Source organism: Noviherbaspirillum cavernae (genome assembly GCF_003590875.1).
Classification (GTDB): domain Bacteria; phylum Pseudomonadota; class Gammaproteobacteria; order Burkholderiales; family Burkholderiaceae_D; genus Noviherbaspirillum; species Noviherbaspirillum cavernae.
This window is the reverse complement of record NZ_QYUN01000002.1, coordinates 1,451,281-1,475,560: the sequence shown is the minus strand read 5'-3', so window position 1 is coordinate 1,475,560 and position 24,280 is coordinate 1,451,281. Positions and strand designations below refer to the sequence as shown.

The 24,280-nt window shown below is 58.0% G+C and carries 19 protein-coding genes and 2 pseudogenes; 10 read left to right on the top strand and 11 right to left on the bottom strand.

The window, feature by feature from the left end:
• Positions 1-129 precede the first annotated feature (129 nt).
• Positions 130-1,470, top strand: a pseudogene (gene chrA, locus D3870_RS06925) (chromate efflux transporter).
• A 7-nt stretch (positions 1,471-1,477) separates the two neighbouring features.
• Here chrA and D3870_RS06920 read toward each other — a convergent pair.
• From D3870_RS06920 to D3870_RS06900, 5 genes and pseudogenes are all read right to left on the bottom strand, one after another.
• Positions 1,478-2,005, bottom strand: a pseudogene (locus tag D3870_RS06920) (IS630 family transposase); the annotation flags it as partial.
• A 38-nt stretch (positions 2,006-2,043) separates the two neighbouring features.
• A complete protein-coding gene (locus D3870_RS06915; RefSeq protein WP_119736216.1) occupies positions 2,044-2,430 on the bottom strand; it encodes a winged helix-turn-helix domain-containing protein in 387 nt (128 codons plus the stop codon).
• Positions 2,431-2,687: 257 nt separating this feature from the next.
• Positions 2,688-4,007, bottom strand: a complete 1,320-nt coding sequence (locus D3870_RS06910) for a hemolysin family protein (RefSeq protein ID WP_119737770.1) — start codon at positions 4,005-4,007, stop codon at positions 2,688-2,690.
• A gap of 113 nt (positions 4,008-4,120) precedes the next feature.
• Entirely contained in the window at positions 4,121-5,587 is a 1,467-nt protein-coding gene (gene rmuC, locus D3870_RS06905; RefSeq protein WP_119737768.1) for a DNA recombination protein RmuC, read from the bottom strand.
• 152 nt (positions 5,588-5,739) lie between these two features.
• Positions 5,740-6,141: a group II truncated hemoglobin gene (locus tag D3870_RS06900; RefSeq protein WP_119737766.1), complete on the bottom strand. Its 402-nt coding sequence runs from the start codon at positions 6,139-6,141 to the stop codon at positions 5,740-5,742.
• A gap of 477 nt (positions 6,142-6,618) precedes the next feature.
• On the opposite strand from D3870_RS06900, the gene D3870_RS06895 reads away from it, so the two are divergent.
• From D3870_RS06895 to D3870_RS06855, 9 genes are all read left to right on the top strand, one after another.
• The gene (locus tag D3870_RS06895) at positions 6,619-8,025 is read left to right on the top strand and encodes an undecaprenyl-phosphate glucose phosphotransferase (RefSeq protein WP_119737764.1); all 1,407 of its coding nucleotides are present in this window, start codon (positions 6,619-6,621) and stop codon (positions 8,023-8,025) included.
• Between the two features lie 250 nt (positions 8,026-8,275).
• A complete protein-coding gene (locus tag D3870_RS06890; protein WP_147375725.1) occupies positions 8,276-8,704 on the top strand; it encodes a VanZ family protein in 429 nt (142 codons plus the stop codon).
• Positions 8,705-8,979: 275 nt separating this feature from the next.
• A complete protein-coding gene (locus tag D3870_RS06885; RefSeq protein ID WP_119737760.1) occupies positions 8,980-10,509 on the top strand; it encodes a lipopolysaccharide biosynthesis protein in 1,530 nt (509 codons plus the stop codon).
• Complete coding sequence (locus D3870_RS06880) at positions 10,510-11,961, top strand: O-antigen ligase family protein (RefSeq protein ID WP_119737758.1); 1,452 nt, start codon at positions 10,510-10,512, stop codon at positions 11,959-11,961.
• A 3-nt stretch (positions 11,962-11,964) separates the two neighbouring features.
• Positions 11,965-12,909 (top strand): glycosyltransferase family 2 protein, encoded by a 945-nt coding sequence (locus tag D3870_RS06875; protein WP_119737756.1) that lies wholly within the window; start codon positions 11,965-11,967, stop codon positions 12,907-12,909.
• 3 nt (positions 12,910-12,912) lie between these two features.
• A complete protein-coding gene (locus tag D3870_RS06870) occupies positions 12,913-13,830 on the top strand; it encodes a glycosyltransferase family 2 protein (RefSeq protein WP_119737755.1) in 918 nt (305 codons plus the stop codon).
• A 240-nt stretch (positions 13,831-14,070) separates the two neighbouring features.
• Positions 14,071-15,213 carry a glycosyltransferase family 4 protein gene (locus D3870_RS06865; protein WP_242489894.1) on the top strand — a complete coding sequence of 381 codons (1,143 nt, stop codon included), beginning with the start codon at positions 14,071-14,073 and terminating at the stop codon, positions 15,211-15,213.
• Between the two features lie 23 nt (positions 15,214-15,236).
• Positions 15,237-16,406, top strand: coding sequence for a glycosyltransferase family 4 protein (locus tag D3870_RS06860; protein ID WP_119737751.1), 1,170 nt, complete (start codon positions 15,237-15,239; stop codon positions 16,404-16,406).
• Entirely contained in the window at positions 16,360-17,166 is an 807-nt protein-coding gene (locus D3870_RS06855) for a WecB/TagA/CpsF family glycosyltransferase (protein ID WP_119737749.1), read from the top strand. Before D3870_RS06860 ends, D3870_RS06855 begins: the two co-directional genes overlap by 47 nt.
• Here D3870_RS06855 and D3870_RS06850 read toward each other — a convergent pair.
• From D3870_RS06850 to D3870_RS06820, 6 genes are all read right to left on the bottom strand, one after another.
• The gene (locus tag D3870_RS06850; RefSeq protein WP_119737747.1) at positions 17,156-17,884 is read right to left on the bottom strand and encodes a polysaccharide deacetylase family protein; all 729 of its coding nucleotides are present in this window, start codon (positions 17,882-17,884) and stop codon (positions 17,156-17,158) included. The genes D3870_RS06855 and D3870_RS06850 overlap by 11 nt on opposite strands.
• Positions 17,885-18,190: 306 nt before the next feature.
• Positions 18,191-19,240: a glycosyltransferase family 4 protein gene (locus D3870_RS06845; protein ID WP_242489893.1), complete on the bottom strand. Its 1,050-nt coding sequence runs from the start codon at positions 19,238-19,240 to the stop codon at positions 18,191-18,193.
• A 229-nt stretch (positions 19,241-19,469) separates the two neighbouring features.
• Positions 19,470-20,474 (bottom strand): glycoside hydrolase family 16 protein, encoded by a 1,005-nt coding sequence (locus tag D3870_RS06840; RefSeq protein ID WP_242489892.1) that lies wholly within the window; start codon positions 20,472-20,474, stop codon positions 19,470-19,472.
• A gap of 381 nt (positions 20,475-20,855) precedes the next feature.
• Positions 20,856-21,713: a glycoside hydrolase family 16 protein gene (locus D3870_RS06830; protein WP_242489891.1), complete on the bottom strand. Its 858-nt coding sequence runs from the start codon at positions 21,711-21,713 to the stop codon at positions 20,856-20,858.
• Positions 21,714-22,034: 321 nt separating this feature from the next.
• Positions 22,035-22,895 (bottom strand): glycoside hydrolase family 16 protein, encoded by an 861-nt coding sequence (locus tag D3870_RS06825; RefSeq protein ID WP_242489890.1) that lies wholly within the window; start codon positions 22,893-22,895, stop codon positions 22,035-22,037.
• A gap of 479 nt (positions 22,896-23,374) precedes the next feature.
• On the bottom strand, positions 23,375-24,190 hold the full coding sequence (locus D3870_RS06820) for a polysaccharide deacetylase family protein (protein WP_158590397.1): 816 nt from the start codon (positions 24,188-24,190) through the stop codon (positions 23,375-23,377).
• Positions 24,191-24,280: the final 90 nt, after the last annotated feature.

The following is a 24,280-nucleotide window of genomic DNA, read 5'->3' as shown; positions in this document are numbered from 1 at the left end:
CGGTGCCACCGGGCAGGGCGTTCAACGGCAGTTCGCAAAAGGGAGCATTCGCTCCCTTTTTCTTTGGATGCTGCTCTTGATCGTGAATGTTGTCTTGTCATTTCCGTTTCCACATTCCAGTTCGCCCCAATGACCACCTCGCCGCCACGCCCAACTCCTGTATCCCTCTCACATGCCTTCTGGTATTGGCTGAAGCTCGGGTTCATCAGTTTCGGTGGCCCCGCCGGGCAGATTGCATTGATGCATACCGATCTGGTCGAAAGACGGCGCTGGATTTCCGAACAGCGCTTTCTGCATGCGCTCAATTACTGCATGCTGCTGCCCGGACCGGAAGCCACGCAATTGGCGGTATATATCGGCTGGCTGATGCATCGCACCTGGGGAGGTATCGTCGCCGGGATACTTTTCATTCTGCCTTCCCTGGTAATCCTGATCGCGGCGTCCTGGATCTATATCGTGTTTGGCAACGTCCCGGCAGTGATAGGCATACTGTATGGAATCAAACCGGCAATCGTTGCAGTGGTGCTGGCCGCGGCATGGCGCATCGGTTCCCGTACACTGAAAAATCCGTGCTTGATCTGCGTGGCGGTGGCAGCCTTCATTGCCATTGCTGCCTTGCATGCTCCCTTTCCAATCATCGTCGTCGCTGCTGCGCTGATCGGTTTGATCGGCGGACACTGGCTGCCGCAGAAGTTCAACGTGAACGGGAAGCATGCAGCGGCAAGCACGGCATCCTTCGGCATCGCCTTGATTGACGACGACACGCCAACGCCGCAGCATGCCCGCTTTTCCTGAGGATACCTGGCTGTGGTGACGCTGGCCGGTATCGGGATTGCTGCGGCGATATGGAGCGCCCTCGTGCCGCAATTCGGCATCGCCAATCCCTTCGTGCAAATGGCATGGTTCTTCACAAAGGCGGCGCTGCTGACCTTCGGCGGCGCATACGCGGTTCTACCCTACGTCTATCAAGGCGCAGTCGAGACTTACCAATGGGTAACGCCGGCGCAAATGATCGACGGACTGGCCCTTGGCGAAACGACGCCCGGGCCCCTGATCATGATCGTTGCGTTTGTCGGGTTCGTCGGTGGCTGGGCCGGACAATTGTTCGGCGCGGAGAGCCCGCTCCTGGCCGGCGTGATGGGTGCCTGCGTCGCCACGTTCTTCACCTTCCTGCCGTCATTCGTCTTCATCCTGGCCGGCGGCCCGATGGTGGAATCGACACGCGACAACATCAGGCTGAGCGCGCCGTTGACAGCAATCTCGGCGGCGGTGGTCGGCGTGATCGTGAGTCTTGCCCTGTTTTTTGCGGAACATGTGTTCCACCTTGCGCAGCCGATTTCGCAATGGGACTATACGGCGATGGCGATTGGCGTTGCAGCAGGCATCGCCTTGTTCCGGTTCAAGGCGGGGACCATCAGCTTGATCGCGTGCACTGCCTTGATCGGCTTGTCGATTTCCTTGTTGCGCTAGAGCGGTTTCAGCCTGACTTGCCATAGCCAGAATGGCAAATGTATCGTTCACATTCGGCGGCATTGAATTGATCGAGCAGGGCGCCGAAGGCACACCAGAGGGTATCCATCGTGCGAGCTGCAGTTTTTCTGAGGAGCGTTTTGAACTTGGCAAAGACTTGTTCGATGGGGTTGTAGTCGGGGCTGTAAGGCGGCAGATAACGCACTTGTGCACCAGCGGTCTCGATGGCAGCAGCAATGCCGACGACCTTGTGCGAGCCGAGATTGTCCATCACCACGATATCGCCCGGTTGCAGCACAGGGGCCAGTACCTGTTGTACCCAGGTGCGAAAGGCATTGCCATTGATCGGGCCATCGAACACGCAAGGCGCCACCAGGCCGCCGGTACGCAAGGCGCAGACGAAGGTGGTCGTATGCCAGTGGCCGCAAGGCGCTTGCCCGAGACAGCGAGTGCCTTTCACGGAGCGTCCTCGGGCCGGCGTCATGCTGGTGCCGGCCCAGGTCTCATCCAGAAATACCAGGTGGCGCACGTCAAAGCAGCCCTGCTCGGCGGCCCAGTCACAACGCGCCTGCGCTACGTCCGGGCGCTCCTGCTCGGCGGCATGGAGCGTCTTTTTTTAAGGCTCAGCCCAAGCCGGGCCAGCGTCTTCCACATGGTAGTCACGCTCACCTGAACGCCATGCTCGGCATGCAGCCATTGGCACAACTGTTCCAGCGTTTGATCATTGATGGCTTGTACGCGCGCGGCCAGCACGTCTTCCAGTCCGCTCAGTTTCAACGGCACATGGTTGTGCTGGACACCCGCCGTATCATCCCCGAGTCGGTGCCGCCGCGAACGGGCCCTTGCCACGTACGATTTGCTTACCCTGAAGCGGGTCGCCACCTCGGCTATGGAACCGCTCGCGTTTAGCACGCGATCCCGTAAATCTTGCCCGTAGGCTTGTCCTGGATGCCACGCCATGACCGTGTCTCCTGCCGCTGCCAATCCCATTCGATCCTGCACCGATCCCGTAGTTCAACAGCTTTGTGACGCAGGTCAGGACAAAACTGCTCTAGTGTCCTGAGTTCGAAACTCGTTGCAAATAAAAGTGATGAAATCGCGACGAGACAAGGAAAAAAGCGCAGCAAGGCCGAGGCCTTGCGAGCATTTTTGACGCAGTATCGGTGCGATTCTCGTCATCTTTTATGCAGCGAATTTCGAATTCAGGACACTAGACATCATTCTGCCGACACAGGCGGCAGGAATTCTTCCGCAGCTTCCTGGGTCCGCGCTGCCAGCACCTTGTCGATCCGCTTGCCGTCGAGATCGACAATTTCGAAGGTCCATCCTTCCCATTCACAGCGGTCCGCCGTTTGCGGGAGTTTTCCCAGCAACAGCATCATCATTCCGCTCAGGGTGTTGTAACGCCCCCTGTCCTCTTCCGGGACCTGCTTCAGACCGAGTCGGTCCTTCAGCTCCGGCACCGGGATCAAGCCATCCAGCAGCCACGAGCCGTCATCGCGCTGCACGGCCCAGGCATCGTCCGCCTCCGTCGTCTTGAACTCGCCGGTAATGGCTTCCAGCACGTCTTGCAAGGTCACGATGCCTTGCACCTCGCCGTACTCATCCACGATGAATGCAAGCTGCACGCCGGAATTCTTGAAATTCTCAAGCAGCTCCATTCCTGTCAGCGACTCCGGCAGAAATACCGGCGGCTGCAAATGGTCGGCAAGCCTGGGGGTTTCTCCGCGCAGGGTCTGGGTAAGGAACTGGCGCGCCGTGGCCACCCCCATTACCTCATCCCAGCCGCCACGCACCACGGGGAAGCGCGAATGACTGCTCCGTTCCAGGCGCTTCAGATTTTCTTCAAACGAACCGTCGATGTCGAGATACTCGATCTCGCCGCGCGGCACCATCAGTGTCGCGATCTGGCGGTCATCGAGACGAAACACATTGCGCACCATTTGATGCTCATGGTGTTCGATCACACCTGACTCCGATCCTTCCGCCAGCATCAGGTGGATTTCCTCTTCCGTCATGGCCGGTGCGCTGTTTGCAGTCACGCCGAAACTGCGCAATACCAGTTGGGTCGACCCCGACAGCAGCTTCACGAAAGGTTTCGTGATTGCCGACATCCAGAGCATTGGTCTTGCAACCAGGCGCGCAATGGGCTCCGGGCTGATCTGTCCCAGACGCTTGGGCACAAGCTCTCCCAGCACGATCGAAAAATACGTGATGCTCACCACGACCAGGCCTGTTGAGAGGTAGCCGGATGCCGATTCCGGAACGCCAATGTTCTGCAGCCAGAGACTGAAGGGTTCCGCAAGCGTCGCTTGGCCCACGATACCGTTGAGCACGCCGATCGATGTGATGCCGATCTGCACCGTCGAGAGAAAACGGTTGGGATCTTCGCCAAGTTGTATCGCAGCAGCTGCGGAACCATCGCCATCTTCCGCCATTTTTTGCAGCCGCATCTTGCGCGCGGTGATCAGTGCTATCTCCGCCATGGCAAATGCGCCATTCAGGAGTATCAGGCCGAACAGTATCGCTATTTCCATATGGTGTGGGTGATGCGTTCCTTAAATGTTGATGTGACGCCGAACTGGGGGATTCCTCTCGGTAGCTCGGAATGACAACACAATCTCCAACCGCCCCTTGCACCGGAAACGCACTATCGCTCTTCCTTCTCGTCTTCCATCGTGTACGTTTCCGCCCCAAGCAAACGCTGTGCCGCATCGGCAGGCAGCGCCTCCACCGATTTCAACTTGCGCGCCATCTGCCGGCTGCGCGTTTCCGCCTGCTCGATATTTCTGGCGGCGCGCTCAAGCGTGCTCTTGGTTGCCGCCAGCACATCGCCGAACTTGCCAAACTCGGTCTTGACCGCGCCCAGTACCTGCCACACTTCCGACGAACGCTTTTCGAGCGCAAGAGTGCGGAAGCCCATCTGCAGACTGTTCAGCAATGCCGACAAGGTCGAGGGGCCGGCAATGCTGACGCGGCACACGCGCTGCAACTCGTCGGCCAGACCGGGCCGGCGCATGACTTCCGCATACAAGCCTTCGGTAGGCAGGAACATGATGGCAAAATCGGTGGTCAGCGGCGGCGACAGATATTTCTCGGCAATGCTTTTCGCTTCCACGCGCACGGCGCGCTCGAGGTCACGACCGGCTGCGGCAACGCCATCGGCGTCGGAATGTTCGGCCGCCTCGATCAGGCGTTCATATTGCTCTTTCGGAAACTTGGCATCGATCGGCAACCATACCGGCTTCTGACCTTCTTCCTGTCCCGGCAACTTGATGGCGAACTCGACGCGCTCGCCGGTCGCCGGCACGGTTTCCACATTCTTCGCGTATTGGTCCGGTGTCAGCACCTGCTCCAGCAGCATTTCGAGCTGCACTTCGCCCCATGTGCCGCGCGTCTTCACATTGGTCAACACACGCTTCAGGTCTCCTACCCCGATGGCAAGCTGCTGCATTTCTCCCAGACCCTGATGCACCTTTTCGAGGCGGTCGGAGACGAGCTTGAAGGATTCGCCCAGACGATGCTCGAGAGTCGCATGCAGTTTCTCGTCAACCGTCCTGCGCATTTCTTCCAGCCGTGTGCCGTTGTCGGTTTGCAGATCCCTGATCTTCGCCTCAAGGGTTGCGCGCACTTCCGTCATGCGTTGCGCGTTCGATTCGGTCAATGCAGCAATAGCCTGACTCAAGGAATCGCCGAAACGCTTGAGCGTGGCGGCCTGCTCTTCCCTTCCGGTCTGCGCTTGCAACGCGATGGCCTGCCGCATCGATTCGAGCTGCTGCGCATTCACTTCGTTCAGCTTTGCGAGTTGCTGCGCGAAGGAATCGATCTGGTTGTTCTGTATGGTGGCAACACTGGTCAATTGCGCAGTGAGCATCTGCTGAAACTGCGCAAGGCTGCCGGTCATTTCCTGCCGCGTGCGCTGTGCTGTCGTTTGCATCTCGCCGCGCAGCTCGCGCTCGATGCGCTCGCCGGCTTGCTGGTGATGGAAGCGCAATTCATCCTGCATGCTGTCCAGCTGTGCTGTCAGGTCGCGCGCACGTCCACGCACAAGCATGAAGACTTGCAATATGGCGACTGCCGATACGAGCGACAGAATAATGAGTTCGATGAGTGTCATGGGGACTTCTTTGGAATTCGATCCGCTTGGTGAAACACGGCGGCGCGTCCGGATGCAGCAATCGTCGAGCCAGAGAAACTGCACTTGCGTTCCGGCGATGCACGGCTGAACGCGAGACAATATGTTGCCCCTCGCCGTCCTCCCGTCCGAAATCAGCCTGCCTTGTTCCGCATCCAATCCGCGGTTTGATAAAACGCTTGCATCAGCCGGTGTTGCAACGACTCCTCGACGCCGACGTCCTGCATGGCCAATGCCATGCAGCGCAGCCATTGGTCGCGTTCGACGGAGGTAATCGCATAGGGTAAATGACGTGCGCGCAGACGCGGATGGCCGAAGCGTTCGATGTACATGCTGGGGCCGCCGGTCCAGCCCGACAAGAACCAGTAGAGCTTGTCGCGTGAACCGTCCAGCGGTGTCGGATGCATCGCGCGGATGCCGGCGAATTCCGCTTCCAGATCCATCAGGTCGTAAAAGCGGTCAACCAACTCGCGCAATCTGGCATCCCCTCCGATGAGTTCGTAAGCGGATGGCTGTTGAGTTTCTTCTGCATTCATGAGGCCAATGATAGCGCATCGAATGTGCAAGGGTAACGGCGCGCGGCCAATCGAAAATGGCACTTGTCAATGCGTCACCCTGTTTCCGCATGACGTTTGCATCATCGACACGACAGGCAAATGCATGTGACTGATTACTGCGTACCGCTGATGAAGTGTCTAAAAAGCGACGAATCTGATTCTTCTCAAGCCTGCATTTGATGCGGGGCAACCTGCCATTTGAGCCGACGCAAGCATTGAACACTTTGCGATTCTGGCCGCCATTAAATGCCTAATATTGTTAGAAAGGTAACAATGATTCAAGGATTTCAAGCCAGTCCACAAGTAAATTCATTTCCATAGAAACAGTTTTTTCATTGTTTGACACTGCCGGATTTCATTGCTTTTCGCTGCCTTGATCGGAATACCGGTTGGTGCGGCAACCAATGTAGCGGAGGCAGCCATCCATGATTTGAGATTGCTGAATATCGAGAAGCCATGCAAGACCTGATCATCCGCAATTCCTCCCGGCTCGAACTTTCCATGCGGGTCATGGATGTGCTCGTACTCGAAACCGCCGGCATGCTGGCGAGCATCATCCACTTCCAGGCAATGATCGGCGAAACCGCTCCGATCCACACAGTGTTGCTGCACTTCTGCAGCGGGCTGGCTTTCGTGCTGTTTGCCCAGCTCGGTCTCTATACTTCATGGCGCGGACGTTCCATGCCGGAAATGTTCGTGCGTGTCGCGATGGCATGGGGATTAGTGTTGCTGATCGGATTGTTTTTCAGCTTCCTTATTCACCATGTCGGGCATGTATCGCGGCTGTGGCTGTTCTACTGGTATGCGACGGGCGTGATGCTCCTCGTGGCTTATCGCATCATTGTCTACGGCACGCTGCGCCATCTGCGCAAGAAGGGATTGAACAGCAAGCGCGTGGTGATCGTCGGCTATGGAAGTACCGGACAGGAAATGCATCGACGCGCCCTTGCCCAGGACTGGGCCGGATATGACGTCAAGGCAGTGCATGCCGATCCGACCGATGCGGGAAAAATCAGCGACCCCGCCATCGTCCGCATCAATACGGTGGAAGAAATTCACAACTACGTGATCGCCAACAAGATCCACGAGATATGGATCACGCTGCCGCTGGTTGCCTCGCCGAAAATGCAGGAACTGCAGTACCTCTTGCGCAATGCGCTCGTCGATATTCGCTGGGTGCCGGATATTCTCGGTCTGCAGATGTTGAGCAACAAGGTTGGCGACTTCCTCGGCTTTCCCGCGGTCGATCTCAATCAGCCGATTTCCAGCGGCATTCACGGCGTGATCAAGGAGCTGTTCGACAAGGTGTTTTCCATTGTCGCGCTCATTCTGTTGCTGCCGTTGTTTGTGGTGATCGCGGTCTGCATCAAATACACATCACCCGGTCCGGTTTTCTTCAAGCAGCCGCGGCTGGGTTTGAACGGCAAACAATTCAATGTGTATAAATTCCGCACGATGAAGGTGCATCGGGAACAGGGCATCGTGACGCAGGCGGCGAAGAACGACTCGCGCCTGACGTCGATCGGCGGGTTCCTGCGCCGCACCAGTCTCGACGAGCTGCCGCAGTTCATCAACGTGCTGCGCGGCGAGATGTCGGTCGTCGGTCCCAGGCCGCACGCTTTGCAGCACAACGAGATGTACAAGGATCTGCTGGAGCTTTACATGCTGCGGCATCGCGTCAAGCCAGGCATCACTGGCTGGGCGCAAATCCATGGCCATCGCGGCGAAACGGATACGGTGGACAAGATGGCCAAGCGGGTGCAGTTCGACCTGCATTACATACAGAACTGGTCACTGTGGATGGATATCCGCATCATCGCCTGGACCGCATTCAAGGGGTGGACGGGAGCGAATGCGTATTGATGGCTTTCAATCTGCTCCGTTCGCGGAGGATGACGCGCCCGACTTGCTGCGGATTCAGGATATTCACCGCGCGTAACACGACGGCAACACATGCGCGGATGCGTTTGCATCCGCCATATTCAAATCTTCTCCTTCGCAAGCTCTCGCCTGTTCACGCCGCCTGTCCGGCAACGCGCTGGCGCGTTTCTTGCCGTTCATTTCACGCTCATCAGCAAACAAGCGCAAGAACGATCGACACATGAGATTCGACATGCTTCAGAAAAAACTCTTCACTCCGCGCGCTTGTCTCATGATTGCCTTCGCATTCTTTGCATTGATGGTCGGTATCGGCACCGTACCGGGCAAGGCGACGGCGCTGTCATCGGCCATCTACGACAAACTGCTGCATTTCCTTGCCTATGCGTTCATCACTGCACTGATCTACGCCGGGCTCTCCGGCACGCGCATCCTTCGCGGACTCGGCACGATTCTTGTGGTCGGCGTGCTGGGAGCGATTGACGAGCTTAGCCAGGGATTGATGCCATACCGTCATGCGAACTTCAGTGATTGGAGTGTCGACATGATCGCGGCCATGGCATGCATCGCGTCGATCATGCTGATCCATACGCTGGCGATCGGAAGAAGGAAACGTTCCGTTCGAGCCACGGTCACGCGCGACAAACAGAGGCATGGTGCATGAACGGCGCAGGCATTTCATTTGACACCGTCTTGCGACACCAATGGTGACGCCAATGTTGTCCCATATCAATGTACGCAAAGAGCGGAACGGCACAATACCTCAGACCTCGAACATATCGGGGAATGGGCCGATGTGGGGCCGATGTGCGATGTGACGACCGCAACGAGTTCAACATGCACAGTGCCGCTGGCGCGCCGTGCAAATCGCCCAGGTTTCGCGGCCGACACGGAAACCAGCAACTTTGAATAACACTCCCTGCCGCATCGGCATTCGCCATGGAAAAAGTGATCAACTTGTCGAGCAAAGGAATTTCCGCCGTGTTTTGGGGTGGATTCGGCTCGATCCTGCGCGCACTGCTTCAGATCGGGACGCAGATCATTCTGGCGCGGATACTCGGCCCCGTGGAGTACGGCATCTTTGCGATTGCCGCGACCATCCTGAGCTTCAGCAAGTTTTTCTCAGATATCGGCATTTCCTACGGCCTGATTCAGAAGAAAACGATTACCGACAATGACATCAAGTTCGTCTTCACCTGGCAGGTGATCCTCGGCATCGTCGTCTCGCTGATCGTCTTCTTTCTCGCTGGTCCGCTATCCACTTTCTTCAACGAGCCGCGTCTTGTCCCCGTGATCGAAGTTGCCTCGGTGATCTGCTTCATCAATGCAGTCTGCTCACCATCGCTGAACCTTCTCAAGCGCGAGCTGGATTTCCGATCGATGCAAGTGGCGCACATCATCGGCTATATCGTCGGCTACATCTTCATCGGCATTCCGATGGCATTGAACGGCAACCAGGTGTGGGCACTGATCGCAGCTTTCATCAGCAGCGAAGCGATCAACTTCATCCTTCTGTACCGGAAGGCGCGCCATCCGGTCGGTATCGTTCTGCGCCAACACGACGATGGCGGACTGATGAGTTACGGCATCAAGGTATTCGGCACGAACCTCGTCAACTGGATCATCGGCAACGTCGATCGCGTGATCATCGGTCGCATGTTTCCCACTGCGCAGGTCGGCTTCTATTCGCTCTCATACAATCTCGTGTCGAGTCCGACCATCACCACCATCGGCGTCATTCAATCTGCGCTGTTTTCCACCAGCGCCCGGGTGCAGGACGACTTTAACCGCTTGCGCAAGGCGCTGCTGACGATGATCGGCGCAGTCACGCTCCTGCTGTTCCCGGTCTTCTTCGGCATTGCCGCTGCATCCGAAACAATCCTGCACAGTCTGTACGGTGCATCATGGCTTGGCGCCACCGAACTGCTGCGCCCGATCGCGCTTGCCATGCCGCTGTACCTGCTGCTGGGAATGGCAACACCGCTGCTGTGGGTGGCGGGCCGCACGAAAACGGAGTTCTTCATCCAGATTCCGATCGCCGTGGCATTCACCGCCGCCGCCGTAATCGGCGCACACTACTCGCTCGAGGCGGTGGCATGGACGGTGTTCGGCATGTACTTTATCCGTGCCGCGGCGATTCTCGGCATGACCTGCCGCGCGCTGGAGATCAGCCTGCGCCGGATCATGCGCACCATGTCAGGCGGACTGATCACGACGTTCAATACCACCGTCGCGATCCTGCTGACCGATTTCGGCACGCGCGAACTTACCGCCATGCCGTCGCTGTGGCTGGCGGCTGATGTCGCCGCCGGCGTGATCGGCATCGTCGCCTCGCTCTGGATATTCCCGACGCTGGTAAACCGGCATGTCGCGCAACTGTTCGAAAAGATTGCACTGCGTCTTCCATCCGGCACTGCAAACCGGCTTCAGAGATTTCTTTATCGTGGCCAGATGAAAAGGTCGATGTAAATGAGCGACATTCAACTCTCCACCATGGCTCTGTACTTTATCGGCGCCATCGTCGTCGCCTTCGTTGCCATCTTTGCGCTTGCCTGGTTCATCGATCTGCAAAGACAAGCGCCGAAATGGATACTGTCACTGATCTTCCCGATCATCGTCGCTGCAATGTGCATCAGTGCATTGCTCACCGGCAGAAATGTCACCGCCGCCGAGTTCGAGCTGGCGGCAGCAGCCGGCGTCGATTCACCGATGCTGAGTTGGGTCCTGCGGCTCGCAACCGGCCTCATTCTCGCGCTGTGCTTCGCGCGCCTGATCTCGGTATCGCAGAAGGTCGAGTTGCGCGTCAAGGAAGGGAAAACCCTCTTCATCGCCTTCCTGCTGTACTTTGCGACCAATGTTGTCCTGAACAACATCTTCGGCACGAAGCCGATGTTCGACCAGCGCGCGTGGTACCCGCTGCTGATCTTCACGACCATTTATTTCAGCCGCAACAAGGACAAGAATTATTCGATCGACGCGACGAAAATTTCATTGTTTCTGTTCTTTCTCGGCTGCTGCATCGCCGCCGTGGCGGTGCCGCAAATGGCGGTGCAGCGCAATTACACCGGCTGGATACCCGGACTTGACATCCGCTTGTGGGGAATCGGCTCCGGGCCCAACAGCATCGGTCCGCTATCGGTCGTATTCCTCCTGCTCGTGATGCACAAGCCTTTCGCGAATCGCCTGTTGCAATTGCTCGCGCTGGCAACCGGCCTCGCGGTGATGGTGCTGTCGCAATCGAAGACGGCTTGGCTGTGCGCCACGATATGCTTCCCGATATTGTGGTGGGGCCGCATGCTGCATGCGCCGAGGGCTGCCAGCCTCCATCACGACTACGCACTGCGCAAGCTGTCCGGACCGCTTCTGATTTGCGCGCTCGGCATCCTGGCGGTAAGCGCTGCCGCGCTGTACAACGTGTACAGCGAACAGGTGGATTTGTTCACCAGGGACGAAGAGATTGCAACCTTGACCGGCCGCACTTATATATGGACGGTTGCATTGGAAACCTGGGCGGAGAATCCGCTGTTCGGATACGGCGCATCGATGTGGGATGACCAGGTACGGCAGCTGATCGGCATGGAATATGCGTATCACGCGCACAACCAGATCCTGCAAGCGCTGTCCGTCGCCGGCGTGGTCGGCCTTGCCGGGCTGCTGTTCTACGCGGCCGTGATGTTCAACTACGCGCTGGCGGCCAACAAGGCAACGCGGGGGCTGTCGCTCGCACTGTTCACGATCATCCTCATCCGTTCCTTCACCGAAGCGCCGTTCGACTTGAGCGGCATCTTCAGCGGCGAATTCATCATGCATCTTCTGCTGTTCCGCCTGATCCTTCTGAAGAGCAATCAGCCCTATCCCTTGCATGACATGCATGCTTTTCCGAATATTCCGCGCACGCGGCAGCAGCTGGGTTGGGGATGAAACATGACGCGCATCATGCCGCCGCTTATCTCGGTCGTCATTCCCCTCTATAACAAGGGACCGTACGTCGAGACGGCCATCGCATCGGCGCTGCATGCCGACGACGGCATTCATGAAGTCATCGTGGTGGACGACGGCTCCACCGACGACGGCCCGCAACGCGTCGCGCGCATGGGCGACCCGAGGGTCAAGCTGACTCGCCAGAGGAACCAGGGCGTATCGGCGGCGAGAAACCGCGGCATCCGCGAAGCGAGCGGCGAATTCATTGCCTTTCTCGATGCCGACGATTACTGGACACCGGATTACATTCCCCAAATCCTTGCATTGCATCGCCTGTATCCGCAATGCGCCGTGTACGCCACGCACTATTTCACGTTCACCGAAGACGGACGCACGCAGACGCCACGCATCTACGAAGTCGATCCAGACGGTTCGCCGCAGCTCGTCACGCGTTTCTTCGAAGCCTGGGCGCGGAACAATATTTTTTCCACCTGCTCGGTCGTGATTCGCCGCGCGATCTTCTTCGACCACCAGATTTTTTTTCCGGAGAACGAGAGCCTCGGCGAAGATCAGGACGTCTGGTTCCGCATCGCCGAGCGTTATCCGATCGCGTACTCCTCGCGCCCCCTGGTGGCATACCGCGTCGGCCTGCCTTCCAGCCTCAGCAAGGCAAGCGCGGATGCCGATCTGCCGCCCTTCATCAAGCGATTGAAGGAGCGTTACAACGCCGATCGCATTCCGCCGCAGCATCGCAAGGGCGTGTCGCGCCTGCTCGGCTTGCATCAGCTCATGCTGGCCTTGAGATTTCTGCGCACCAGCAGCTGGGGACGTGGCGTGTCGCTGCTGTTCAACCGCTTCAGCATCCATGCACCCCGCTTCTGGCTGAAGATTTTTCTGCTGGCTTGCCTGCCAAGAACAATTCGTCTTCGTGTCCTGGAAAGATTTTGAGTCATGTCAACCACTCCCATGAATCCTCACGCTTCGACAGCTACCGGCAACGCCAAAGGCAGTGCGGATATCCGTTTCCCGGATATTTCCCTTGTGCTGGCGACGGTCGGTCGCACCAGTGAACTGGGACGCCTGTTCGAGTCGCTGGCCGCGCAGACTTTCAGCAATTTCGAACTGGTCGTCGTCGACCAGAACATGGACGCACGGCTGTTGCCGCATCTGGAGCGCGCGCGCTATCTCGGCATCGCCGTCAAGCATCTCAAGCACCATCCGGCCAATCTCGCTGCGGCGCGCAATGCCGGCATCGAAGCGGCGCGCGGGCGCTGGATCGGCTTCCCGGATGATGATTGCTGGTATGACCCGCATTTGCTGGAACGGGTCGCCGCGCGCTTCATGCTGGACGACAACCCGGCCGGCGTGGTCGTGCGCTGGGTGGAACAGGGCGAACAGCCGCTGGTCGCCGCCAACCTCACATGGGAAAGAGCGCGCGCTTTTCGAGATGTCCCGGTCAGCTCGATCACCTTGTTCTGCGAACGCAGCCTGTTCCGGAAAATCGGCGGTTTCGATGCCCGTCTCGGTGTCGGCCAATGGTTCGGCGCCGGCGAGGAAACCGACTTCGTGCTGCGTGCCCTGCGGTCCCGCGCTGTCCTGACCTACGAGCCGCTGGCCGAAGTTCATCACGCGGTCAATCCAGCCACGCCCGATGCCGGCCCGGACGCACGCATGGCGATCAGGCATCGTGCACGCGGCACCGGCGCACTGTATGCCAAGCACCGCTTGCCCTTGTGGGTCATCCTGCGCGGACTTGCCGCGCCGGTCATGCGCCCGCTGCTGAAGGGATCGTTCGGGGGTGATCTTGCGCACGGGTACGCGGTCGTGCGGGGACGGCTCGACGGACTGCTGCGGTGGCGACACAAATAGTTCCGACGATGGTGGCGGACTCGCTCCGCCATCATCTCTCGCCTCATCGTCATGTCAACACCTCCGTCTGCGCGCGATATCTGACCATTTACTGATCCAGGTAAATACTTCCGACAGGATTGTTTTGTACGCTTGAACACAATCCATTCAACAACGCCGCAATGCCTGAACGATTCCATGGCTGCAGCGGCATCCGTTGAAGCGTTCCCGAGACAAAAGCGGCAAACCCGGAGTGAAACGATGCTGAAAATCGCGATGATCACGAACCACCCTCCTCCGTTCCGGATTCCGGTCTACGAGAAGATTGCGCAAATGCCGGACATCGATCTGCAGCTCATCTTTTGCAGCATGCGCGAGCCCAACCGGCAATGGAAGCTGCCACCGCTGAACTTCGATCATGTGTTTCTGCAGGAACGATTCATCGCGCGCGGCGACAACTTCATCCACCACAACTTCGACGTCATCCCGGTGCTGAACCGCTTTGCGCCAGACGTGGTCGTCACGACGGGATTCAACCCGACCTACCTCTACGCATTCGCCTATGCACTCGCCAAAGGCGCGGCGCATGTGCCGATGACCGACGGCACCGATGCATCGGAAGAATCCCTGAGCCGCTGGCACAAGGCGATACGGCGCTTCGTGTATCGGCGTTCGCAGAGCTTCATCTCCGCCAGCATCGGCGGGCGGCGGCTGTATGAAAGCTACGGCATCCCATCCAGGCGCTGCTTTGAGTCCTGTCTTTGCATCAACAACGAGGTGTACATGAACGCTCCTGCGGATGACGAGAAACCGTTCGATTTTCTCTTTTGCGGACGCGTGGTGGAAGGCAAGAATCCGCTGTTCGCATTGAACGTTGCCGAAGATGCAGCGCGCCGGCTTGGCCGCCGGATGCGCATCCTCTTCGTCGGATCGGGCGAGCAGGAAGAAGCGATCCGGCAGGAGGCGCTGCTGCGTTGCGATCTCGTCGAGGCAGAGTTCAACGGCTTTGCCTCCCAGCATGAGCTGCCTGCGCTGTACCGCTCGGCACGCATCTTCCTGTTCCCCACCCTGGCCGATGTATGGGGAGTGGTCGCGAACGAAGCGTGCGCGGCAGGCTTGCCGGTGATCGTGTCACCCTACGCCGGGGTCGCGAACGAACTTGTGCTGGATGGCGAAAACGGATTCGTGTGCGAACTGGACGTTTCCCTGTGGAGCGAACTGGCTGCACTGCTGTTGAGCCAACCGGCCGTTTATCAGCGCTTCTCGCGGCGCAGCAGCGCCATCGCCGGACAATACACTTTCGAGCATGCCGCCGCCGGCGTGGTGGCGGCATGCCGCAGCGCGTTGGTGCAGGACAAACCCGGCAGAAATCTGACACCCAGCGAAAGCGCCGGTTTGGGTTAAACGATATCGATGCCAGCCATGCCATGAAAATACTCGTCGCACACAATACCTATCAGCACCGGGGCGGAGAAGACGCCGTCGTCGATGCCGAGATTGCACTGCTGCGCGAGCATGGTCACGATGTCATGGTGTACCGGCAGCACAACGATGCGTTGAATCACATGTCGCGCGCAGTCGCCGCCGTGTCGACGATCTGGTCGAGCCGCGCCGCAGGCGAAGTCGCGGATGTCTGCAAGTCCTTTCAGCCGGATGTCATTCATGCTCACAACACCTTCCCGCTGATCTCGCCATCGCTCTACTGGACCGCCTCCCGCGGCCGCATACCGGTGGTGCAGACGCTGCACAACTTCCGCCTGCTGTGCCCGCAGGCGATCTTTTTGCGTGATGGAAAGATTTGCGAAGACTGCGTCGGCAAGCTGCCATGGCGATCCGTCACGCGCAAATGCTATCGCGAGTCCGCCATGCAGTCGGCCGTGATTACCGGCATGCTCGCGACGCACCGCATGATCGGCACCTACGAAGAGCGGGTCACCCGCTACATCGCGCTGAACAGTTTTGCCCGCGACAAGTACATCGAGGGCGGATTGCCCGCAGAGCGCTTCCGCATCAAGCCCAACTTCGTCGCCAGTGCCGTCATGCCCGAATGGAACGGCCGCAGCGGCGGCATGTGCGTCGGCCGCCTGTCATCCGAAAAGGGACTGGATGTGCTGGCGAACGCCGTGCGCATGCTCGATCAGCCCGCCATCGACGTGATCGGCAGCGGCCCGCTGCAAGCCTTGATGGAAGACACCCTTGGCGACCGCTATCTCGGCTACATGGCGCTCGACGACATCATGCAACGCATGCGCAAGGCGCAATTCCTGCTTGTCCCGAGCATCTGCTACGAAAATTCGCCGCGCACGATTGTCGAAGCCTATGCATGCGGACTGCCCGTGATTGCAAGCCGGCTGGGCGCACTGATCGATATCGTGCGCGACGGCATTACCGGTCTGCTGTTCAACCCGGGCGACGCCGCTGATCTCGCCGCAAAAATCGCATGGGCGCAAGCGCATCCCGACGCAATGCTGAAAATGGGCCGAGCGGCGCGCGAAGAATACGAGGCGCACTACACGCCGGAACGCAACTATCAAATGCTGATGGAAATATATGAAGACGCAATTGCAGCACCACACCGAGAGCGTCATGCCGCGTAAGGGCAAGGCGATTCTGGAAGCCTTCATCGATGCCGTGACGTGGGACGATGCCATAGGCCGGATCATGCGCTGGGGTGCAGCGCACGAGTCGCGCTATGTCTGCATCTGCAATGTGCACTCGGTGGTGACGACGACCAGCGATATCGAATTCAAGATCGCCGTGAACAATGCCGACATGGCCACACCGGATGGCGCGCCGATCGCATGGGCCCTGCGGCGGCTGGGATTCCCGGCGCAGGAAAGAATCAACGGCCCGGATCTGATGTGGAAATATCTCGCGGAGGCAGAGCGCGCAGGACAGACCGTTTTCTTCTATGGCAGCACCGATGCAACGCTGGAGAAACTGGACAAGGTCCTTGCCAGACAGTTTCCCCGGCTGCAGGTCGGAGGCCGCCATGCGCCGCCGTTCCGCCCGCTGTCGATGCAGGAGGACGAAGCGATCGTGAAGACGATCAACGACTCCGGCGCGCACGTCGTGTTCGTCGGCCTTGGATGCCCGAAGCAGGAAAAGTGGATGGCGGAGCATCGCGGCCGCATCAATGCCGTGATGATCGGCGTCGGCGCGGCATTCGATTATCACTCCGGCACCGTGAAGCGGGCGCCGCTTTGGTGGCAGAACAACGGACTGGAGTGGCTGTACCGGCTCGGCTCCGAGCCGCGCCGTCTGTTCCGGCGCTACATGGTGACCAACACCTTGTTCATCCTGGGTTTCATGCGCCAGCTGCTGGACGTGTTGCGGAAGGAAGTATTCAATAAATGACGTGCGCCGCCTGCGCGTTGTTGACACGATTCTGCTGCGCCACCTTGCTCGCGACATGCGCGAAGAATTCATCGAGCGCGCGCCATGCATCGAGCTCGTCGATCTCCCTCGAATGCCCCCACAGATGGAACAGATCGCCGTGCACGCATGCGTACTCGAATAGTGCGAACAGCCGCTCGATCCAGTCATCGTGCATCAGTGCAAGACGCAGGCCGTCATGCCTGCCGAGCCAGCTGCCGGCCTCGGCAAAATTGCGGAAATACACCGAGCGGTCATGTGGATAGAACTGGACCGTCGTCGGGATTTCAAACAACTTGTCGCCGATATCGAAACGCAGGTTCATCGTCGTTCTTGCATACTTGAATCCGCAAGCCTTCACGAGGTCGATATCGCGTTGCCGATATTTTCCGCCCGGATAGCAGAATCCGGCCACTTCCTTGCCCAGCAGGTTTTCCAGCTGCTTTTTTCCTTCGGCGATCTGATAGTATGCATCCCAGATATCGACATGCTGCAAATAGCAATGGTCGTACGTGTGCGAGCCGATTTCAAACTGGCGTCCGATCTCTTCGATTTGCGAGGGCGACAGAACGGCATGCCCCTCGCAATTCCGGATCGGAATGTAGAAGGTGCCGTTCAAACCGTGCTTGCTCAACAACTCGGCCATCTTCATGTCCGATGGATGACCGTCGTCCGTAGAGAAAGTAAACATCAGACCCATTGCCAACTCCGTCGTGTTCCGTCCGGCACTTTCAACGTTTGACAACATGCAGCGAGGCGGTTCCAGGCAGACGCGCCGCCCTCGCCCTGCCCGTACTGTCTTGCACGGCAAGGCGGCACAGCACCCGCAGAATCAGTTTGTCAGACGCTCTTGTTTATATGTAGAGACCATGTCCGTCATGCGCGAAACATTTGCAGAACAAACGGCGTGCTCATGTTTACCAGACGACTGGCTGCGCAATCGGTTCCGCGACATGAATCGCATCAAAGTCGCATCAAAGAACAGCGAATGAAGATTGGCACGGAATCAAATCAGGTTCCTTTTACCGCTCCGCACATCGTCCGAAAGACAAGCGCGGCATGCCGCCATCAGCCCCTCTGCCGCCTTGTCGTAGCTGTAATCGTCAACCAGGGCAAGACTGCGCCGCGAAAAGCCGCGCCAGACATGATCCTGCGTCAATAGCATCGCTGCGCGCTGCGCCCATGTCTTCACGTCGGGAGTGCAGACGAATCCGTTCTCGCTGTCCCGCACCAGCTCCCCGGCGACGCCAGCCGCCGGCGTGGTGATGACCGGCAGACCGGCTGCGCATGCTTCATTGGCGACCACGCCCCACGGGTCCCACAAGGTCGGGAACAGAAACAGCCGCGCAGACCCGTACAGTGCCGGCAGCTGCCCCTGCGCCGCGTGCCCGTGCAGATGCGTATCGACCAGATGCGACTGGCGCGATGCAACGGCCCTCACGTCGCCTTCCATGCTGCCCGATCCGGCAAACAGGATGCTCGTTTTGCGCTTGATCCGGCGCGCGGTTTCCGCTGCCACCTCCAGTGCGAACAGGGGATTCTTCACAGCCTCGATGCGTCCGGAAAAGATGAAATCGAATGGCCGATCCTGCTGCGCCGTCGGCAGCGGCGCTGCATAGGCGCCGTTATCGATGCACAGGCAGGACATGAAACAGCGCTCCGCCGGAATGCCGTAGCTTTCATACAGCCGCACGCCGCCCTGGCTCGCCGCGATGAAAGCGTGCGATCGCGCATACACGATGCGGCGCACGCCCTTGTGTACCCTGCTCAGTGATTGTTCGGAGACATCGGTGCCGTCGGTCATGACAGCGTGCGCCCGATTTTTCATCACGGCATAAGCGAAAGCATAGAGATGCGTTGGATTGAATCCATCGGTCACCACCACATCGGGCGCAAGCCGTTTCAAATGAGAAATGACGTCCGGGTTGTGGTGAATATAGCGGCCGCGGACCGTCACGAAACGTTCGCGCAGGAAGGTATGCGGAAAGTCGAACGGCGGCAGATCCCATAGCCGGTTCGGCTCCCGCTCGGAGCAGAAAATAACGTGAAAATCCACACCGGGCATCCGACATAGTCGTTGAAAAACGGGAACGCGATAGGGAGGCGGCGTGTTTGAAACGAGTGTGATTCTCGGCATTGTCTGGCCACGCATGCTGCTGCAAATGCGCCCAGTGTAGAGAATGCCGGCGCAGGCGTTTTGCGAATGCACATAGTCGCGCGCCAAAAAGAAAAAAGCCGACATGTCGCCATGCCGGCCTCTTCTTTCATTACTGCAGCGTGCGCAATTACTTGAACTGCCAGGCGCGCACGTATTTCACGTCGAACGAATTGCTCTTGCCGGTCGGCGTGGTGTTGTCCGGCTGGCCGCTGGCGCTGCCGAACAGAATGTCGACCAGGATGTACATGCGATCCGGCATGGAGACGGTGGTCGAATAGATTTCCTTGCCGTCGAAGTAGAAGGTCTGCCTGTTCGGCTCCCACTTCATCGCGTACTTGTGATAACCGGCCGACAGGTCGCCCAGATTTTCCAGCATCTTGTGGCCGGCCATGTCGCCGGGGTTGCCCTTCCAGATGGTGGCGGCGAATGCCGTCGGCTTCAGGTTGGCGTCCGACCAGCCGCTGGCAGGACCGCCGCCCGAATACGCTTCCATGATGTCGATCTCGGGACGGAACGGATCCGCGTGGTCATGGTTGTAGAGCCAGAATGCCGGCCATACGCCCTTGCCGTGCGGCAGCTTCGCTTCCATCTCGAAATAGCCGTAGGTCTGGTAGTACTTGCCGTCGGTGTTGATGACGCGCTTGAAGAAGTTGCCATTGGCATCCTTTTGCGGCCAGATTTTCAACGAACCGCCTTCGACTGCGTAATTGATCGGACGCTGCTGGTCATACCATTCGCGGTCGATCCACTTGCCGGTATCCAGGCTGTTGCCTTCGAATTCGTCATTGAAGGTCAGCTTGTAGTTGGCTTCGTTCTGACCGAACGGGCCCGGGATTCCTGCTGGAGAAGGCGCAGGAGCCGGTGTCGGAGCAGGCGTCGGGGACGGTGCAGGAGACGGACTCGGTGCCGGCGAAGGCGAAGGCGAAGGCGAAGGCGACTCAGGATTGCCCGGCGTAGGGCTCGGCGTAGTACTGGTTCCGTCGTTGGTGCCGCCGTCCACAACGGTCGACTCGCCCGCCTGAACGGAATCGCTGGAAGAACTGCCACCACCGCCGCAGGCGGCCAGCAAGACAGCTGCACAAGCGCTTGCCAATGCCGATACATAAAATCGATTGAATGTTGAGTTAGACAAAAAATTCCCCTTTTTCAATTGGAAGCGCTTGATGATGCTCAAGAGCAAGAGCTCACTCAGAGCTTTTCCATCGAGAAATAGTTCCCGCAACAAATCTTTTTATCTGGAAATTTGCTTGATCGTGTGCTAGCGGCAATGGAAGAATGCAAACGAAAAAATTGCCTGCTTGTTACTGTTTGAAGGGAATTTGTTGACCACTCATCAAGGAAAGATGCCGATTGAAAAACAGTTCCTTCAGAAAACGGCGATTGAGCGGTGTGAGGTGATGTGAATACGCAACAGAAGAAAGAAGAAGAAATTTTTCTTCACGCACATGAAAAAAGGCCGGCATGTGATGCATGCCGGCCTTCATGAAGGTGAGGAGTAGCTGTCGAGAAGCGCTTATCTAAACTGCCACGCCCTCACATATCTGATCTCGAACGCATTGCCTTTTCCCGTCGGCGTGGTGTCGTCCGGTTCGCCGCTGGCGCTGCCGAACAGGATATCGAGCAGGAGGTACATGCGGTCCGGCATGCTCACTTTTGCGGAATAGACTTCCTTGCCATCGAAATAAAACGTCTGCTTGTGCGGCTCCCACTTCACTGCATATTTGTGAAATTTCGCCGACAGGTCACCCATGTCTTCCAGCATCTTGTAACCGCCCTGCACTTCGGGTTCGCCGCTCCAGATGGTGATCGCATAGGCGGTCGGGCGCAGATTCGCACCGGACCAGCCACTGCCGGGCCCGCCGCCGGGATAGGCTTCCATGATGTCGATTTCGGGACGGAAGTGCTCCTTGTGATCGTGGTTGTACAACCAGAATGCGGGCCACACACCTTTGCCGTACGGCAGCCTGGCCTCCATCTCGAAGTAACCGTACTGTTGATAAAACTTTTCGTCGGTGTTGATGACGCGCTTGAAGAAGTTGCCATTCGCATCCCGTTGCGGCCATATCTTCAGTGAACCGCCTTCGACCGCGTAATTGATCGTCGGAAACGACGGGTCATACCATTCGCGATCGTTCCAGATGCGTGTATCGAGCCGATCGCCGTCGAATTCTTCCGAAAACGTCAGACGGTACTTCGCCGTATTCTGGCCGTAGGGTCCGACTGCAGTCTTGCCGGCTGCGCGCCCCGAAGGCGGCGCGGCGGACTTTGGCGAGGTTGTCACCATGGTGTCGGCATCGGCGGCACTCGCGCTTGTCGTGAGGAAGAAAACAGCGAGCGGCGCAATCGATCGCAAACAGTTGAATGAGGGCATGGAACCAGACTGAAAAATCACGTAGTTAGTGTCCTGAATTCGAAATTCGCTGCATAAAAGATGACGAGAATCACACCGATACCGCGTCAAAAATGCTCGCAAGGTCTCGGCCTTGCTGCGCTTTTTTCCTTGTCTCGTCGCGATTTCATCACTTTTATTTGCAACGAATTTCAAACTCAGGACACTAGATCAGATAATTTTTCCACGCGGCGCTGATTGATAATTCACAAGAGCAAGAATGATTTTTCGGCGACAGGAAAGAAAAAAGCCGGCATGTCGCCATGCCGGCCTCTTCTTTTTTACTACCTATCGTGCGTGCAATTACTTGAACTGCCAGGCGCGCACGTATTTCACGTCGAACGAATTGCTCTTGCCGGTCGGCGTCGTGTTGTCCGGCTGGCCGCTGGCGCTGCCGAACAGGATGTCGACCAGGATGTACATGCGATCCGGCATGGCGACGGTGGTGGAATAGATTTCCTTGCCGTCGAAGTAGAAGGTCTGCTTGTTCGGCTCCCACTTCATCGCGTACTTGTGATAACCGGCCGACAGGTCACCCAGGTCTTGCAGCATCTTGTGGCCGGCCATGTCGCCGGGATTGCCCTTCCAGATGGTGGCGGCGAACGCCGTCGGCTTCAGGTTGGCATCGGACCAGCCGCTGGCAGGACCGCCGCCCGAATACGCTTCCATGATGTCGATCTCGGGACGGAACGGATCCGGTTTGTCATGGTTGTAGAGCCAGAATGCCGGCCACACGCCCTTGCCGTGCGGCAGCTTCGCTTCCATCTCGAAGTAGCCGTAGGTCTGGTAGTACTTGCCGTCGGTGTTGATCACGCGCTTGAAGAAGTTGCCGTTCTCGTCCTTCTGCGGCCAGATTTTCAACGAACCGCCTTCGACCGCGTAGTTGATCGGACGCTGCTGGTCATACCATTCGTGGTCGATCCACTTGTTGCTATCGAGGCTGCCGCCTTCGAATTCGTCACTGAAGGTCAGCTTGTAGTTGGCTGCGTTCTGACCGAACGGGCCCGGAGTTTCGGTAGATGCCTGACCGGTCGATTCGGAGCCGGTTGCGCCCGACGAGGACCCCGTTGTGGATTGGCTCGCCGACGCTTCCGGCGCTGCCGTGAAAGAAGACGTGGATGCTTGCGCATCGGTACCGCCACCGCCGCCACCGCAGGCGGTCAACAGAGTCGCTGCGCAGGCAGCAGCAATAACAGAGATTCGAAGTTGGCTAATTGAAAAAATAGTCAAACCGTTTTCCTTTAAGTTGATGGTGCTCAATTGACAGTGCTCAACAATTCTCATAAGCAAGTGCACAGTCAGAGTTTTCCATCCAGAAAATGGTTCCGGAAAAAAACGAAAAAATGCTTCTTTTGGGAAAATTACGACAATAAATTTGTCATTGCCGCAATCAAAGATGGCGGGGTGGAATGCGTTTCAAGCAAGAGAGGAAGGGAAAATTGCAGCGTGGAAATGGAGCTGCGTGTGCTTCAGCGAAATCGGAATCCGACGTATCGATGCGCATTGAAACAACAAACGCCGTATTGATGCAGAGGAGAAATATCGCGAAGGAAATACATGCAGGCGCATGCCGAGCAGAAGCATCGCCATGACGATGCTCCTTATCTATTCCCCGCTATAATATAAGTGCGTGGCCGGACGAATTACCCGAACATGGATTTCAACTGCCACAACTTTCTGCCGAACGGATAAGCGGCATTCCATACCGGCGCCAGTTGTCCGGATTGCAGCCAAAGCTGCCGCTGAAAATTCTTGAAGGCGGTGGCGTCGAAGCAGGTACGCGGAATTTCATCCAGCGCGCCATCCGGCAGGAAGGACTGTCGCGCCACGGTGTATTGAAAATGGAAACCCGTTTCGCGCGCGATGGCGCGCCACTCGGGAGTCGACAATCCCCATGGCCACGCGACATGCCGGAAATGATTGGCAGGCAGATTCAGTTCATGCGAAAGAATATCGACCGAGGTCGCGAGATCGTGCCGAATCTCGGCCAGGGAACAATTCCTGAAATCCCTGTGCGAATGGCTGTGCGATTGACAATCGATCACGCCGCTCGATTGCAGCATGCGCGCCTGCTCCCATGACAGGTAGGCGTGCGCGTTTGCATTGTTCGCGGACTGCGCAGGATTGTGCATCGGATCGCGCGGGAACCTGGTCGAGAGAAAGCAGATCGCCTTGAAATCGAATTCCTTCAACACCGCCAGCGCCGCACTCGCGACCGACTCGTAGCCATCATCGAATGTGATGACGAAGGAGCGCTGCGGCATGCTGCCTTTGCGTGTCGCCGCCATCGCGAACTCCTCCGCGGACAAGGATCTCCATCCCCGCTCCGCGAGCATTTCGAGATGCCGCCGGAATACCAGGGGCGGCGTCGCGGTCGAGACCGATGAATCGTCGATGCGGTGGTACAGGAGGATGGGGATGCCGTTGTTCAAGTCTCTGTCCTTTGCCAATGATTTCAATCGCAATCTCATTCAAGACATCGCATCGAATCCCCGACATCAACGCGAGAACGCACAGGTAAAATCTCCCATGTCATCGGGAATGACAGG